General features: G+C 70.3%; 11 protein-coding genes. 7 read left to right on the top strand and 4 right to left on the bottom strand.

Features of this window, described 5'->3' with window-relative positions; all coding sequences use genetic code 11:
• The first annotated feature begins 18 nt into the window (after window positions 1–18).
• The 4 genes from BO221_RS56865 to BO221_RS48195 all read left to right on the top strand — a co-directional run bounded on the left by BO221_RS56865 (window position 19) and on the right by BO221_RS48195 (window position 2,567).
• Window positions 19–1,077: a hypothetical protein gene (locus BO221_RS56865; RefSeq protein WP_233166595.1), complete on the top strand. Its 1,059-nt coding sequence runs from the start codon at window positions 19–21 to the stop codon at window positions 1,075–1,077.
• A gap of 139 nt (window positions 1,078–1,216) precedes the next feature.
• Window positions 1,217–1,540, top strand: a complete 324-nt coding sequence (locus BO221_RS48205) for an FKBP-type peptidyl-prolyl cis-trans isomerase (RefSeq protein WP_043412416.1) — start codon at window positions 1,217–1,219, stop codon at window positions 1,538–1,540.
• Between the two features lie 9 nt (window positions 1,541–1,549).
• On the top strand, window positions 1,550–1,930 hold the full coding sequence (gene trxA / locus BO221_RS48200) for a thioredoxin (RefSeq protein WP_043412418.1): 381 nt from the start codon (window positions 1,550–1,552) through the stop codon (window positions 1,928–1,930).
• A gap of 1 nt (window position 1,931) precedes the next feature.
• The gene (locus BO221_RS48195; RefSeq protein WP_233166594.1) at window positions 1,932–2,567 is read left to right on the top strand and encodes an HAD family hydrolase; all 636 of its coding nucleotides are present in this window, start codon (window positions 1,932–1,934) and stop codon (window positions 2,565–2,567) included.
• Here BO221_RS48195 and BO221_RS48190 read toward each other — a convergent pair.
• The 3 genes from BO221_RS48190 to BO221_RS48180 form a co-directional block, all read right to left on the bottom strand.
• On the bottom strand, window positions 2,533–2,886 hold the full coding sequence (locus BO221_RS48190) for a cytochrome c (protein WP_073567704.1): 354 nt from the start codon (window positions 2,884–2,886) through the stop codon (window positions 2,533–2,535). The genes BO221_RS48195 and BO221_RS48190 overlap by 35 nt on opposite strands.
• A complete protein-coding gene (locus BO221_RS48185) occupies window positions 2,883–4,367 on the bottom strand; it encodes a sorbosone dehydrogenase family protein (RefSeq protein ID WP_143196126.1) in 1,485 nt (494 codons plus the stop codon). The genes BO221_RS48190 and BO221_RS48185 overlap by 4 nt, the downstream gene beginning before the upstream one ends.
• Window positions 4,368–4,620: 253 nt before the next feature.
• A complete protein-coding gene (locus BO221_RS48180; RefSeq protein ID WP_073567703.1) occupies window positions 4,621–7,032 on the bottom strand; it encodes a YfhO family protein in 2,412 nt (803 codons plus the stop codon).
• 60 nt (window positions 7,033–7,092) lie between these two features.
• Here BO221_RS48180 and BO221_RS55220 point away from each other — a divergent pair, with 60 nt between their 5' ends.
• From BO221_RS55220 to BO221_RS48165, 3 genes are all read left to right on the top strand, one after another.
• A complete protein-coding gene (locus BO221_RS55220) occupies window positions 7,093–8,742 on the top strand; it encodes a glycosyltransferase family 39 protein (protein WP_073567702.1) in 1,650 nt (549 codons plus the stop codon).
• A 121-nt stretch (window positions 8,743–8,863) separates the two neighbouring features.
• Window positions 8,864–9,445: a Uma2 family endonuclease gene (locus BO221_RS48170; RefSeq protein ID WP_073567701.1), complete on the top strand. Its 582-nt coding sequence runs from the start codon at window positions 8,864–8,866 to the stop codon at window positions 9,443–9,445.
• A 57-nt stretch (window positions 9,446–9,502) separates the two neighbouring features.
• Window positions 9,503–11,698, top strand: a complete 2,196-nt coding sequence (locus tag BO221_RS48165) for a patatin-like phospholipase family protein (RefSeq protein WP_143196124.1) — start codon at window positions 9,503–9,505, stop codon at window positions 11,696–11,698.
• Window positions 11,699–11,705: 7 nt separating this feature from the next.
• Here the strand turns inward: BO221_RS48165 and BO221_RS48160 are convergent, their stop codons facing one another.
• Complete coding sequence (locus BO221_RS48160; protein WP_073567699.1) at window positions 11,706–13,103, bottom strand: FHA domain-containing protein; 1,398 nt, start codon at window positions 13,101–13,103, stop codon at window positions 11,706–11,708.
• Between the last annotated feature and the right edge of the window lie 173 nt (window positions 13,104–13,276).

Raw genomic sequence — 13,276 nt, 5'->3', positions numbered from 1 at the left:
CGACGGACGGAGGTTCGGATGAAACTGAAGATTCTGGCTGGGCTCGTGACGGCGCTTCTCTACGGCAACGCTGCCATGGCCCAGGACGTGAGTGACACCGATACCAGCAAGGACCAGGGACAGACGTCCCCGGACAACATCGGGGGGTCGGGCCTGGATGACCCCAACCAGCAGGACATCCTCATCCTCGACCAGGAGGATGTGGCTCCGGTGCCCGATACCACCCAGCAGGATGAAGGCGTGGGCGGCTCCGGACTCGAGGACCAGGACGCCTTCGGCGGTTCGGGCCAGGCCGGTCAGCCCATGACGCCTCCCGCACAGCCCGTACAGCCCAAGAGTGGCATCCCCATGCAGGGCCAGGGCGGCATGACCCTCTTCTGCACCCCCGTGCAGCAGGGCCAGTCCACCGGCGGTAGCGGCACCACCCTCCCGGGCAACGAGCAGTCCTCGCTGCAGCGGGACTACGACGTCCAGACCGGCCAGGTCGATGAGAACATCGTGAAGCCGCAGGAGGATGCCTTCGGCGGCTCCGGCTACGAGGTGAAGGAGGAGGATCAGGGCCAGAAGAAGGGCGACATGCGCGGTCTGTCCGTGCTCGTCGGCGCCGGCGTCGAGGGCTACACCGGTGGTCTCGCTCCGGCAATCAACCCCGGCCCCACCGTGGGCGTGATGGCCGGCCTGCGGCCCTCCAAGGTGCTCGGTATCGAGCTCGGCTACAGCGGCGCGGTGAACAACCTGGATACCGACGTGGGCGGCAGCGGCCCGGACATCGTGCGCAACGGCGCCGTGGCCAACCTCACCCTCGGCCTCACCGCCGCTCCCATCCAGCCCTACCTGCTCGGTGGCTTCGGCATGAACTGGTACAACATCCGCAATGGCGCGGGCGCCGGCTTCGTGGATGACACCAGCTCGCGCGTCCCGGTGGGCGTCGGTCTGCGCACCCACATCGGTGACTTCACCGCCGATGCCCGCGTCAACTACAACATCCTCCTCAGCGAGGACTTCGCCCCGGCCGTGGATGACGCCTTCTCCACTGGTAGCTACCAGGGCACCATCAACCTCGGCGGCACCTTCTGAGCCTGATCGTGTGATGGCGGCATGACAGTCCAGCGGCGCGGTGCCTCGACGAATGGGCACCGCGCCGCGTTTTTCTTCCGAGAGAGCAGCGAAGGCGTCACCCCCGCGTTATGGTGGCGGCTTTCACGGGAGATTGTGCATGAGCTTGCAGGTGGATGACGTGAAGGTCGGCACGGGCGCCGAGGCGGTTTCTGGCAAGACGGTGACGGTCCACTACGTGGGGACCCTCACCAATGGCTCGAAGTTCGACAGCAGCCGGGATCGCGGTCAGGGCTTCACCTTCCGGCTCGGCGCGGGCCAGGTCATCCAGGGTTGGGACAAGGGCGTGGCCGGCATGAAGGTCGGCGGCGTGCGCAAGCTCACCATCCCCCCCGACATGGGTTACGGCGCCCGCGGCTTCCCGCCCGTCATCCCGCCCAACTCGACCCTTCTTTTCGAAGTGGAACTGCTGGACGTCCGCTAGGAGGCCACCATGGCCACATTGGAAGTGGGTAAGGAGAACTTCGAGGCCACGGTGTCCAAGCAGGGCATCGTCATGCTCGACTGGTGGGCGGCGTGGTGCGGTCCCTGCCGCGCCTTCGCTCCCATCTACGAGAAGGCCTCCGAGAAGCACCAGGACATCACCTTCGGGAAGATCGACACGGACGCGCAGCCGGAGCTCTCCGGCATGTTCCAGATCCGCTCCATCCCCACGCTGATGATCTTCCGCGACGGCATCCTGCTCTTCGAGCAGGCCGGAGCCCTGCCCGCGCCCGCGCTCGAGGAGTTGCTCTCCAAGGTGCGCGAGCTGGACATGGACGAGGTGCGCCGGGAGATCGAGAAGCGCAAGCAGGAGAAGGAGCCGCGGGCCTGAGATGGTTCCGAGCGCCGTGTTGTTCGACATGGATGGAGTCCTCATCCGCAGCGAGGAGGCCTGGCTGCGGGTGCTGGAGGACGCGGGACGGCGCTTCCGGGGCAGTCCGGTGACGCGCGAGGAGTTCGCGCCCACCTTCGGGCAGGGCACGGCCGAGGACGTGCGCGTCTTCGGTCTGCGCTGCACCCCCGCCGAGCTGGATGCCTTCTACCTGGAGCACCTGCCGGCCCACGCCAGCGGCGTCTGGATCAACCCGGACGCGCACGCGCTGCTGGAGTCCCTGGCCGCCCGCGGTCTGCGCCGGGCGCTGGTGACCAATACCGTGACCCCGCTCGCCCAGGCGCTGCTCGGTGCCGCGCGCCTGCTCGACTTCTTCGAGGTGCTGGCGTGCGCGGACCTCGTGGCCCACGCGAAGCCGGCGCCGGACCTGGTGCTGTACGCGCTCGGCCGACTGGGTCTGCCCCCCGAGGCGGCGGTGATGGTGGGTGACTCGCGCTTCGATCGCGGCGCCGCCGGGGCCGCGGGCGTGCGCTTCGTGGGACTCGGCCTGGACGGCGATGCCCGCATCGAGCGGCTGGGCGACCTGCTGCCCCTCCTGCCGCTCACAAGGGGCCCGGCGTCTCCTGGAGCGCGTTGAGGTAGTCGACGATGGCGTCCACCTCCGCGTCGCCGAGCATCTGCTCGGTGAAGGCGGGCATGGCGCCCACGCCCTTGCGAATCTGCGTGCGCATGGCGAAGCCCGGCAGCGGCTTGTTGGCGATGCCCGGACCCAGGCCGCCCGCTCCTCCCGGGTGGCAGCCGTTGCACTCGCGCATGAAGAGCACCTGTCCCTGCTTCTGGCGCTCGGTGAGGTGCAGGGGCGGACCGAAGGGGACTCCCCGGCGCGCGGGGCCGCAGCCGCCGGAGGCCAGGGCCGCCAGGGTGGTGAGCGCGAGCAGCCAGCCGGTGGCCTTCATGGGCCCTCCTTCTTCCCCGTGGGAGTGATGCGCCAGAGCACGCCCGTCTCCCGGTAGGGCTTGATGTCCTTGCCGAGCACCGTCATCACCCCGAAGTCGACGACGTAGAGCGCGCCGTTGTCCGCGTCGAAGCGCACGGCGATGGGGCGCTCGAGCCCGCCAGTGCCCAGGTGCGAGCCCGGGCCGCCATTGCCCTTGTCCTTGTTGGCCGCGAAGTCCTGGATGACGCCGTGGGTGACGTCCACCCGCACCACCTTGTAGCCCACCGGCGACATCACCTTGCCCGTGTCGGGTGCCTGGTCGCCGAACTGCGCGACGAAGGCCTGCCCCCGGTGACCGAAGGCGCCGCCCCGCGAGAAGTCCACCCCGTTCGAGGACGAGTGCACGCCGAAGAAGGCCACCGGCTTGGGTGGCGGGGCGGGGTGCTGGGCCAGGAGGAACTGGGGCGCGTGCTCCGCGCCGGAGGGCTTGAACCACTCCTGGTTGACGGGGCGCCCTCCCACGAAGTCGGGGAAGCCGTACCAGCGTCCGGGCTCCACCGCCCACAGGTAGTCCCCGGCGCCGAAGATGGGGCGGCTGCCGCGCTCGTCGTGGCCGTTCTCCGTGACGTAGAGCTGGCCCTCCGGAGAGAAGGCGAGGCCGTACGGGTTGCGGAAGCCCCACGCCACCAGCTCCGGCGCGGTGGCACCCGGCGCGAGCCGGAAGACGGCGCCCGAGCAGGGCACCCGGCCGCGGATGACCTGGTCCGGTGTCGTGGCCGTGCCGAAGGGGACGAAGGCACCCGTGGTGACCGTGTCGTCCGGGTCGGGCGTGCGCGGGTCGGCGCTGGTGAAGTTGAGGCCGCTCAGGATGACGTCGCGGCAGGGGATGTCGTGGAACTCGGAGGCCCGCGCCATCCAGTTGATGCTCTCCGTGTTCGCGCTGTCCGGTCCCACCACGCCCGCGTTCGTCGCGGTACCCACGGAGAAGTAGAGCGCTCCATCCGGCCCGGCCGCTGGCCCATTGGTGTGGTGATCTCCCAGGCTGGGCAGGCCGGAGACGATGGGCGTGAGTGTCCCGTCCGGCGTGATGCGGACGATGCGGCCGCCTCCCTCGGTGCCGCCCTCGGCGACGTAGAAGGCGCCCTGGTGGAAGGTCACGCCCGTCCACGGCGGGTGGCCGCCGGTGGCCACTACCGTGTGGCCGCCGTCCGGGTGGATGCGCAACAGGCGCGGCGCGGTGAAGTCCTCTCCGTAGGAGTAGCCCGCCTCGATGACGTAGGGCGTGCCCTGATCATCGAAGGTGACCCCGGTGGGGTAGGTGAGGCCGGTGGCGATGGGGTCGATGCGGTAGCCCTCGGGCACCGCGATGGCGGCCGGATCGATGCGCCGGGGCGGCTTGAATTCCTCCCGCGTCTTGTCTCCCGCGGTGAGGTGGAAGCAGCCGCCGAGCAGCAGCGCACAGGTCACGAGGGCCGAACGTCGGAGGAGGTCGGAGCGCATGAGCGGCTCTCGACGGTAGGGAACCCCGTCCGGCCCGGACAGCGCATTCCGGGGCCAGGGTCGCGTGCGGAACATTGACGGGGTGCGGCGGGCGCAAGCCAGCGGAAGTCAGTTCCCGCGGGGAGACGCCTCCCGGGCGCGCTCTTCTCGAACTTGTCCAACTGTTGGACAAGTTTGGCGACACCGTGCCCGGAGGGGTCCCTCCTGCTCGCCAGCTGCGGACAAACCCCTGCACGGACTTTCTCTGGATGGCTCAGGCGGGGTGCGTCGGTGGGGTGGCCTGCCTCATGGCCCTACGGCGCTCGATGAGCACCGCGAGCGCGAGCAGGCCCAGCGTCCCCAGGGAGAGGATGGCCCCGAGCCGCTGGCCGGGCGTGCGGTACGTGAAGGTGACCCGGTGGACACCCGCCGGGACGAGCACCCCGCGCACCAGCACATTGGCCGGAAGGATGGGCGTGGGTTGTCCATCCATCATCGCGCTCCACCCGCTGTACCAGGCGTCATTGAGCACCAGCGCCGCTGGCATGCGCGCGTCCACCTCGAGCTCCACGGACTCCGGCGCGTAGTGAAGGAAGCGCACCTGGCCGAGCCCCTCGGCCCCGGGAGCCGCCTCGGCGGGCCGTGGCGTTTCGGGTGCACACTCGAGGATGGCCTGCTGGCCGGGCTGGAAGGAGCGTGAGCCGAGCTGCGTACGCGCGGCGTTCTCGTCCGCCACGCACACGGGCATGGCCAGGTAGGCGCGCGGCAACACCCGGGGATTGCCGATGAGCAGCGCCTCCATCCGGGGATCCTCGGCGACGACGACGTCCGGATTGCCGCGCATGCGCGCGAAGTCTCGCGCCTCCAGGGAGATGTAGCGCACGTTGTAGAGGCCGAAGAGGCGTCCCATCCAGGTGGCGAACGAGTCGAACGTGGTGATCAGCCCTCCGAGCCGCCGGGAGTGCGCGGGCAGATAGCTGTTGCCGCTCTCCAGCTTCCAGAGCGCGGTCGTGTTCGGCGCGAGCGTCGACACGAGGCCGAGGGCGGTGACATCCAGGAGGCTGAGCCCGGGAGGGAGCCGGCTCGGCAGCGGATTGTCCACCGCGCTGAAGACCCGGGGCCGGACCGCGCCCGCGTCCCGCTCCCGTTGCAGGACGACGTCCACCAGTCCCGATGGCTGCTCCAGCAGGTCCGTGTAGGTCACCTGGTACGTGCCCTCGTTGGCCAGATAGAGGACGGCGAACTGGAGCGTGAGCAGGGCTCCCGTGCGCAGCGTGAGCCGGTGTTCCTGGAGCAGCATCAGGCCCATCAACCCGAGCGAGCCCGCGGCGAGCAGGGAGGCCTGGAGGAAGTTGCCGTGGAGGATCCCCAGGGTGCGCGCGTCGCCGTTCTTCCAGAGGGCGCCCACCACCCCGTTCGAGAAGACGTGCCACCGCCACTCGCCCAGCGCGAGCAGGCCGCACACCAGCGCGAGCCCGAAGCCGGCCAGGGCGAGACGACGGGCCAGGGCGGGCTCGCGGAGGACGCCCTCCAGTCCGGCTCCGGCGCCCAGCGCGCAGGCGAACAGGAAGTAGGGGAGCAGCTTCTCCGGGTAGCGGAAGGAGCTCCAGAAGGGCACCCACCGGTAGAACCAGCCATAGAGCGGCAGGTGCAGCGCCAACGACAGCGCCAGGACGAACAGCGCGAGTCCGGCCACCTTCCACGTCAGCGGGTGGCGCCGCCAGGTCCACAGCGCGCTCGCGAGCAGCAGCAGCGCCGGAAGCCCCAGGTGCACTGAGGGGACCCAGAAGGTGCCCATGCCCGACTGGAACAGCTCATCCGCCAGCGGAGAGGAGGCGGCCCGGGCCAGCTCCGGATCGATGAAGAGCGGCCCGAAGGCCAGCTCGAGCAGCCGAAGGGGATGGAAGGAGAAGAGGGTGGCCTGGGTGAAGGTACCCGCCGTGGGCTGGGCGTCCTTCAGGATGCCGAGTACCGGGAGGATCTGCACCGCGGACAACAGCGCGCCGAGCACGATGAGCAGTCCGGCCCGGGGCGCCATTCGCAGCACGTCCGCGCGGCCCGGGCGCAGCAGCACGAGCCCCAGCAGCATGCCGTTGCACAGGGCGAAGCTCTGCGGGTCGCCCCCGAGGAGCACCAGGCACAGCGGAAGGGCGGTGGCGCAGGCGCGGCCCGCGGAGGGCTGGCGCAGGAAGCGCTCGGCACCCCAGAGGGCCCAGGGGAACGTGGCGGCCGCCATGAGGTAGAGCAGGTTGTTGCTGATGCCCACCATGTAGCCGCACAGCGCGTAGGTGAGCCCCGAGAGCAGCGCGGCGCCTCGTCCCATGCCCCACAGCCGGGCGAACAGGTACGTGCCTCCCAGGGCCGCCACGTAGGACAGCAGGGTGGTGAGCTTGAGCGCCGGCCCCAACGGCAGCAGCAGGTAGAGCAGGTTGGCCGGGTGGAAGGCCCCGGAGATGAGCATGCCCGTGTAGGGCTGCCCCATCCCGTCGTACGGGTACCAGCCCGGGAACTGGAGCTGGGAGACACGCTCGGCCCAGTACTGCTTCAGCGGGTAGTAGACCCGGAGGATGTCTCGCGCGATGAAGACCTCGTCGGTGAGGCTCGCCCGGTGGAAGTAGAGCAGCGGCAGGACGACGATGGCCGCCACCACCGCGAGACGGATTCTGGCCTGCTGGGAGAGGGGCATGTGCTCGGGGACGCACCTTACACTCCCCTTCGCCAGCGGGCTGGTATCGTCCGGCCCCCCATGTCACGCGACACCCGGGCCACAGCCCTCGCCTTCTCCGCTCTCGGGCTCCTGCTCGTCCTCCACACGCTGCCCTTCTTCCCGATGCGCGTGGATGATGCCTTCATCCTGCTGCGCTACGCGGAGAACCTCGCGGCGGGCCACGGCCCCGTCTTCAACGTGGGCGAGCGCGTGGAGGGTTTCACCAGCCCCGCCATGGTGGTGCTCGAGGCGGCCTTGCTTCGCCTGGGCGTGGAGCCGCTCCTGGCGGTGAAGGTGCTCGGGGTCGTGTGCGGGCTCGTGCTGGTGGGTGTCAGCATGGCCCTCGCCCGGGAGCTGAGCGGCTCGCGGGCGGCCGGGGTGCTCGCGGGGCTGCTGGTGGCGCTGCACACGGGCGTCGCGGTGGCGTGCGTCAATGGACTCGAGACCGCTCCCTTCGCCGCTTTCGTCGCGCTCGGGCTGTTCTTCCACGTGAGGGCCCGTTCGCCCCGTGACGAGGGGCTGGCCGGTCTGGCACTCGCCTTGGCCATCCTCTTCCGTCCCGAGGGAGGACTGCCGCTCGCGTTCATCGGCGTGAGCGCGCTGTGGCGCTGGCGCCGCGAGCCCGACCGCTGGCGCCGCTGGGTGGCCCTCGCCCTGCCCACCCTGGTGCTCGTGGTGCCCGCCACCGCCTACAAGGCCGCCTGGTTCGGCTCGCTCACCCCCAACACGTTGCTGGCCAAGGTGCCGCGCGACCCGACGGGCCGCCTCGCCTCCGGCCTGGACTACCTCGCGGACTACGGCGTGGCGCATTACGGGTACCTCGCGCTGCTCGGCTCGTGGGTGCTCGCCTTCAAGGGGGACCCGCGCTTCCGGTTGCTCGCTGTGCTCTTCACCGTGTGGGCCGCGTACATCGCCTCCGTGGGCGGGGACTGGATTCCCCACTTCCGCTTCCTCGTCCCGCTGGTGCCCATCGCCGCCGTGGCGACCGCCACCGCCCTCGTGCTGCTCTGGCGGTTGCTCGGCGAGCGGATGCGTGAGGGCTCGCGGACTCCGGCCCGGGCGGGTCTCGTGCTGCTCGTGGCCGCGGCCCTGCTGCCTCCCGCGGTGCTCCAGGTGCAGGAGGTGTTCACGCAGGCGCGGATCGACACCGGCGCCTCGGTCCTGGCGCGCGAGCCGCTCGGCACATGGCTCTCGTCCGTGGGCGGGCCGGGCGCCTCGGTGGCGATGCTCGATGTGGGGGCCGTGGCCTATGGCAACGAGCTGCGTGTCATCGACACGGGTGGCCTGACGGATACGCGGATTGCCCGGGTGATCAACGCCAGCCGGGGGACCTACCAGGGCCACCTCTTCTTCCCGGACAACGCGGGCTCCCGGGAGATCGCCCGGGTGGTACTCGGCGACAAGCCCTCGTTCGTGGTGCTGCGCCTCAATGGCGAGCTGCCCTGGATTCTCGAGGAGCGGCTGCGGGGCGAGGACGGCAGGCCCCTGCCCCTGCGCGCGGCCTATCAGCAGGACCGGGCCCTCTTCGAGGCCCCGAACTTCGCCGACGAGTACGAGTTCCTCTGCGGCCAGCCCTCGGACCCCAGCACCGAGGGGTGGATCTGGCACTACAACGTCTTCGTCCGGAAGGGACTCCCGCTCGCCCGGCGTCCCAGTCCCGATGCCCAGGGCGCCACGCGCTGCTTCTGAGTCCTCCGCCCTCGAGTCGTGCCGGGACGAGGGGACCCTGACTTGACTTGAGCGGTCACCGGTTGAAAGGATACCGCTGGAGTCGAGTGGGGCGGCGTTGCCCGGAGCGGGAGGAGCGGAGATGGGGAAGGGGAAGAAGCCAGCGACCTATGAGGACATCGAGGCGCTGCCGGTGGGGTGGGTGGGGGAGATCATCGAGGATGAGCTGGTGGCCTCGCCGAGGCCCGCGATGGGTCATGCGCGGGTCTCTTCTGTGTTGGGTACGGAGCTGGGCGGCCCGTTCGACCTGGGGCGGGGCGGGCCCGGTGGGTGGTGGATCTTCGACGAGCCCGAGGTCCACCTCGGCCGCAATGTGCTGGTGCCGGACCTGGCGGGCTGGCGGCGTGAGCGCTTGCCGAAGCCGCCTGCTCCCAACGAGCCCTTCATGACGGTGGCGCCGGATTGGCTGTGCGAGGTGCTCTCTCCGTCCACCGAGTCCATGGATCGCGCGCGCAAGCTGCCGCTCTATCACCGTGAGGGAGTGAGCCACGTGTGGCTGGTGGATCCGCTCGCACGGACTCTGGAGGTGCTTCGCCGCGAGGCCAGGGGGTGGCTGCTCGTGGCGACGCACACGGGGGATGAGCGAGTACGCGCCGAGCCCTTCGAGGCGGTGGAGCTCGGACTGGAGCTGCTCTGGCTCCCCGAGGGACCGGCCGGGCGGTGAACAGTCGAAGCCTCCCCGCGTTCCATGCGGGTGCCGTTCTGGGGCAGGCTTGTGTCCATGGCGTTGGAACGGGTCCGGTCCTGGTGGCGGGGCGAGACGGCACAGCCCCTGCGTCCCGTGGTGGAGTGGCTGGGCCGCTACCCGCTGCTGGTGGTGCTCCAGTTGCTGCCCGTCTGCATCGTCTGGGGCGGGTTCGAGTCGATGGGGCTGCCGCGCCTCTTCCTCCATGACGTGCCCCGGGTGACGTTCGTCGCGGGTTTCATGGCGGCGATGTTGTTGGGGCAGTTGTGCTTCGTCGGCTTCCTGCTGGACGCGGACGAGAAGTGGGCCCTGGCGCCCCGGCGGGGCAAGCCGGGTGGAGTTCCGCCTTCCGTCCGCTGGTACTTCTTCCGCACCGGGACCTATCCCGCCTGGCTCGTGATGCTCAGCATCCCGTGCCTCATCGACCGGCAATTCGCCTTCCTCTTCGGCGTCCTGTCCGCGCTGGGCGTCACGCTGCTGCTCACGCGCGGCGCCGAGTGGTTGCAGCGCTGGTGCGAGTCGGACCGGCAACGCCATGCGTGGCTGCGGTGGATCGAGGCGACGTTCTTCCGCAGGCGCTCGACGCTCATCGTGGTGCTGCACGTGCTCCAGGCAGGGCTGCTCGCCGTCTTCCTGCTGGCCTACTTGCTGGTGGCCGCGCACGTGGCCTTCACGGGCAACCACGGATGGGTGTCGCCGGCCGTGGTCATCTGCGTGGCGATCGGCCTGGTCGGTGCCCTCTACGGCGCCGTCCGCTTCTTCTTCCCCGAGCGGCACATGGGCGCGTTGCTCGTCTCGGGCGTCCTGGTGGTGTTCGCCGGAAGGGGTTGCGCGGACGTCTCCTACTACGACGAGCTGTCCCTGCCCCAGCCGCCCGCATACGCGGGAACGAGCCTCGCGTCTCCCCGGGACGCGGGGCTGCTGGGCGACGAGGCGGTGCTGGACGCGTGGCTGGCGCGCATGCGGGCGGAGCCCCCTCCCGGCGCGGTGTGGCCCGCCCAGGGCGAGGTGCAGCTCGCCTCGGGGCAGGCGGTGCCTCGTTGTGAGCCGGGGCCGAGGCCTCGGCTGGCCCTGGTGTCGACGAGCGGAGGCGGCATCCGCGCCGCGGCGTGGACGGCGCATGTGCTTTCCAAGTTGCAAGGGCCGGAGGGCGTGCCGGGCTTCCACCGCTACGTGCGCCTCGTCACCGGAGCCTCGGGCGGCATGGTGGGAGCGGGCACCTGGGTGGCGGGGCTCTACCCCGGAGGCATGGCGGACCCGAGCGTGCTGCCCACGATGATGCAGAAGGACAGCCTGTCATCGGCGGCCATCGCGCTGATGCTGCCCTTCGGCGAGGGCCGGGGCCGGGCGCTGGAGAACGCCTGGGGACGGCACACGGACGGCCTGCTGAGCCGCACCTTCGGAGACCTGCGCCAGGGCGAGGCGGAGGGCTGGCTGCCCTCGCTGGTGTACTCGCCGATGCTGGTGGAGGACGGGCGGCGGTTGCTGGTGAGCAACCTGGACCTGTCGGCGCTGACGTCCTCGGAGGCGAGCTCGCTGGTGGTGGAGCGCAACGGCGACGAGCCCCGCGAGAAGGCGCTGTCCCGGCTGTCCCTCTCGGGGGTGCAGCTCTTCCAGCTCTTCCCCCTCAAGCAGCGGGCCTTCCCGGTGGCGGCCGCGGCGCGGATGAGCGCGTCCTTCCCCTACGTCAGCCCGGCGAGCGCCCTGCCCACCTCGCCGCGCGTTCGCGTGGTGGACGCGGGCTACTACGACAACTACGGGGTGGATCTGGCGGTGCAGTGGCTGCACACCCATCGCGAGTGGGTACGCGAGTGCACATCGGGGGTGGTGCTCATCCAGATTCGCGATCACCTGGGCAACGGCCGGCGCACGAAGCTGCAGGTGGCCCCGGCGGACGGGCTGCTGGGTGGGCTGACGTCACCCCTGGAGGCGGTGCTGCGGGCGCGTGAGTCCAGCATGTCCTTCCGCAACGACGCCCTGCTGAGCCTGGTGCAGGACGAGCTCAACGTGAGCGAGCCGTGCTTCTTCACCACCGCCATCTTCGAGCTCGGCGAGACGGCCCCGTTGAGCTGGGCCCTGACGGATCACGACGTGGCGAGGCTGGATCTCGCGGCGGGCAGCCCCGCGTTGCGCGAGCGGGTGGTAGCGGTGCGCGAGTGGCTCACCGCGGGCCCGGAAGCACAGCAGCGGGCCCGCGAACGCGGTCTGTGTCCTGGCGGACGCGAGCTGTGAGCGCCCCTCAGACGCCGGGGATGACGGGACGCAGCGCCGCGGCGAACTCCTCCTCGCCCTCGTAGACGGGGTGCCGCACCCACGTGCGCGCCTCCACTCCGCCGCGCAGCAGCTGCGCGCCCGTCTCGTGCTCCAGCGTCCACTCCGGCACGTCTCCCACCAGGTACTCCACGCCCCACGGTGAGGCGCACTCTTCCCAGTCCTCCTGGGGAAGGTTGCCCCACGGGTAGCGCCGCCCGTCCGTCCCACGTGCCGCCATCTCCCACTCATCCGCACTTGGGAGGCGGATGTGCGCATTCTCGATCTTCGAGAGCTCCTCGCACAGCCGCTCGGCCTCCTTGAAGGAGCCAAGCCACACCTGCTCGTGGTCAAGCTCGACACGGGTGGGTTGTGGGTTACCCACCCACTTGGCCAGACGTCTGTCCACGGGGATTTGAGCCACGAAGAAGCCGGGGGACGTCACCCGGCGCACGGGGTTGGCGCCCAGCAGGTGCTCCACGGGGGCAATCCACCGCAGCGGCAGCCCCGAGCGCTCCAGGTAGAAGCGGCCCTCCTGCTGCACCACGCCGGGCGGTAGCTGCCGGGGCATCTTGCCCATGCTCAGGGCGGTGGTGAGCGAGTACAGCAGCATGGAAGCCGGGTCCGACACCTCCAGCTCCCCGGCCAGCAGCTTCCACAGCGGCTTGAGGGGATCCCTCCCCGGCACGCTGTCCCCTGGGTGACGGCGCTCCTGGAGGTATCGGATGACCCCCTGCCAGAGCGCCTCGAGGAAACGGCGCTCGCGCGGCTCGTCCACCTCCTGCAACAGGGTGGGCAGGTCCGAGGACTGGAGGGCGGGCAGCACGTCACGGGCCCGCAACCGGGCGGTCGCCAGCACTGCCGTCATGCGCACTTCCAGGTCGGAATCCTTCAGAGCGGCGCGCAGCACCTCGTCGAAACGGGGGTTGGGGCCCTGCTCCAGCATCAGCCAGCGCAGTGCCTGCCGGCGCTCCTCGAGCGTGGAAAGACCCCGGGACACGACCGTGTTTTCCCGGGCTTCGCCGGACTCCGGGGTGGGCCCTGGGTATGGACGGACCCCCAGCTCCTGGGGCGCGGTGGACAGCCCCCGGCCCACCAGGGATTGCACCCGGAGTACGTACGGGCCGATGACCAGCTCGTCCTCGAATTTCAGCACGCAGGGGTGGGCCACGGGCCTCCCGTTGAGCCAGGTTCCGTTCTTCGAGCCTTCGTCCAACACGATGGTGGCTCCCTCGATGGCGACCAGTCTGCAGTGGGTGCGGGAGACGCTCCCATTGTCGAGCACGAGATCGTTCGCCGGGTCCCTCCCGATGGCGATTTCGCGCGATGCCAGGGTGCCCGTCTTCATGCTGCTCTCTCCGATGAGCCCGACAGTGATGGTGAACACGCGTGCTCCTCTGGGTGGAGGGTGGGGGGGAAGGCCGGTCCAACTCCGGCTGCCTCCGAATCTCCAAGCACGATGTGTGCCAACGGTAGGGCTTTTACGGACTACCCCGTACATCCGGACCTTTCGGGGCCCGGCGGCGCCCCCTATACCCCGAGTCGTCCCCCAGTGCCTGT

The sequence above is a fragment of the Archangium sp. Cb G35 genome (assembly GCF_001896145.1).
Classification (GTDB): Bacteria; Myxococcota; Myxococcia; order Myxococcales; family Myxococcaceae; genus Archangium; species Archangium violaceum.
This window is presented reverse-complemented; position numbering and strand designations above follow the sequence as displayed.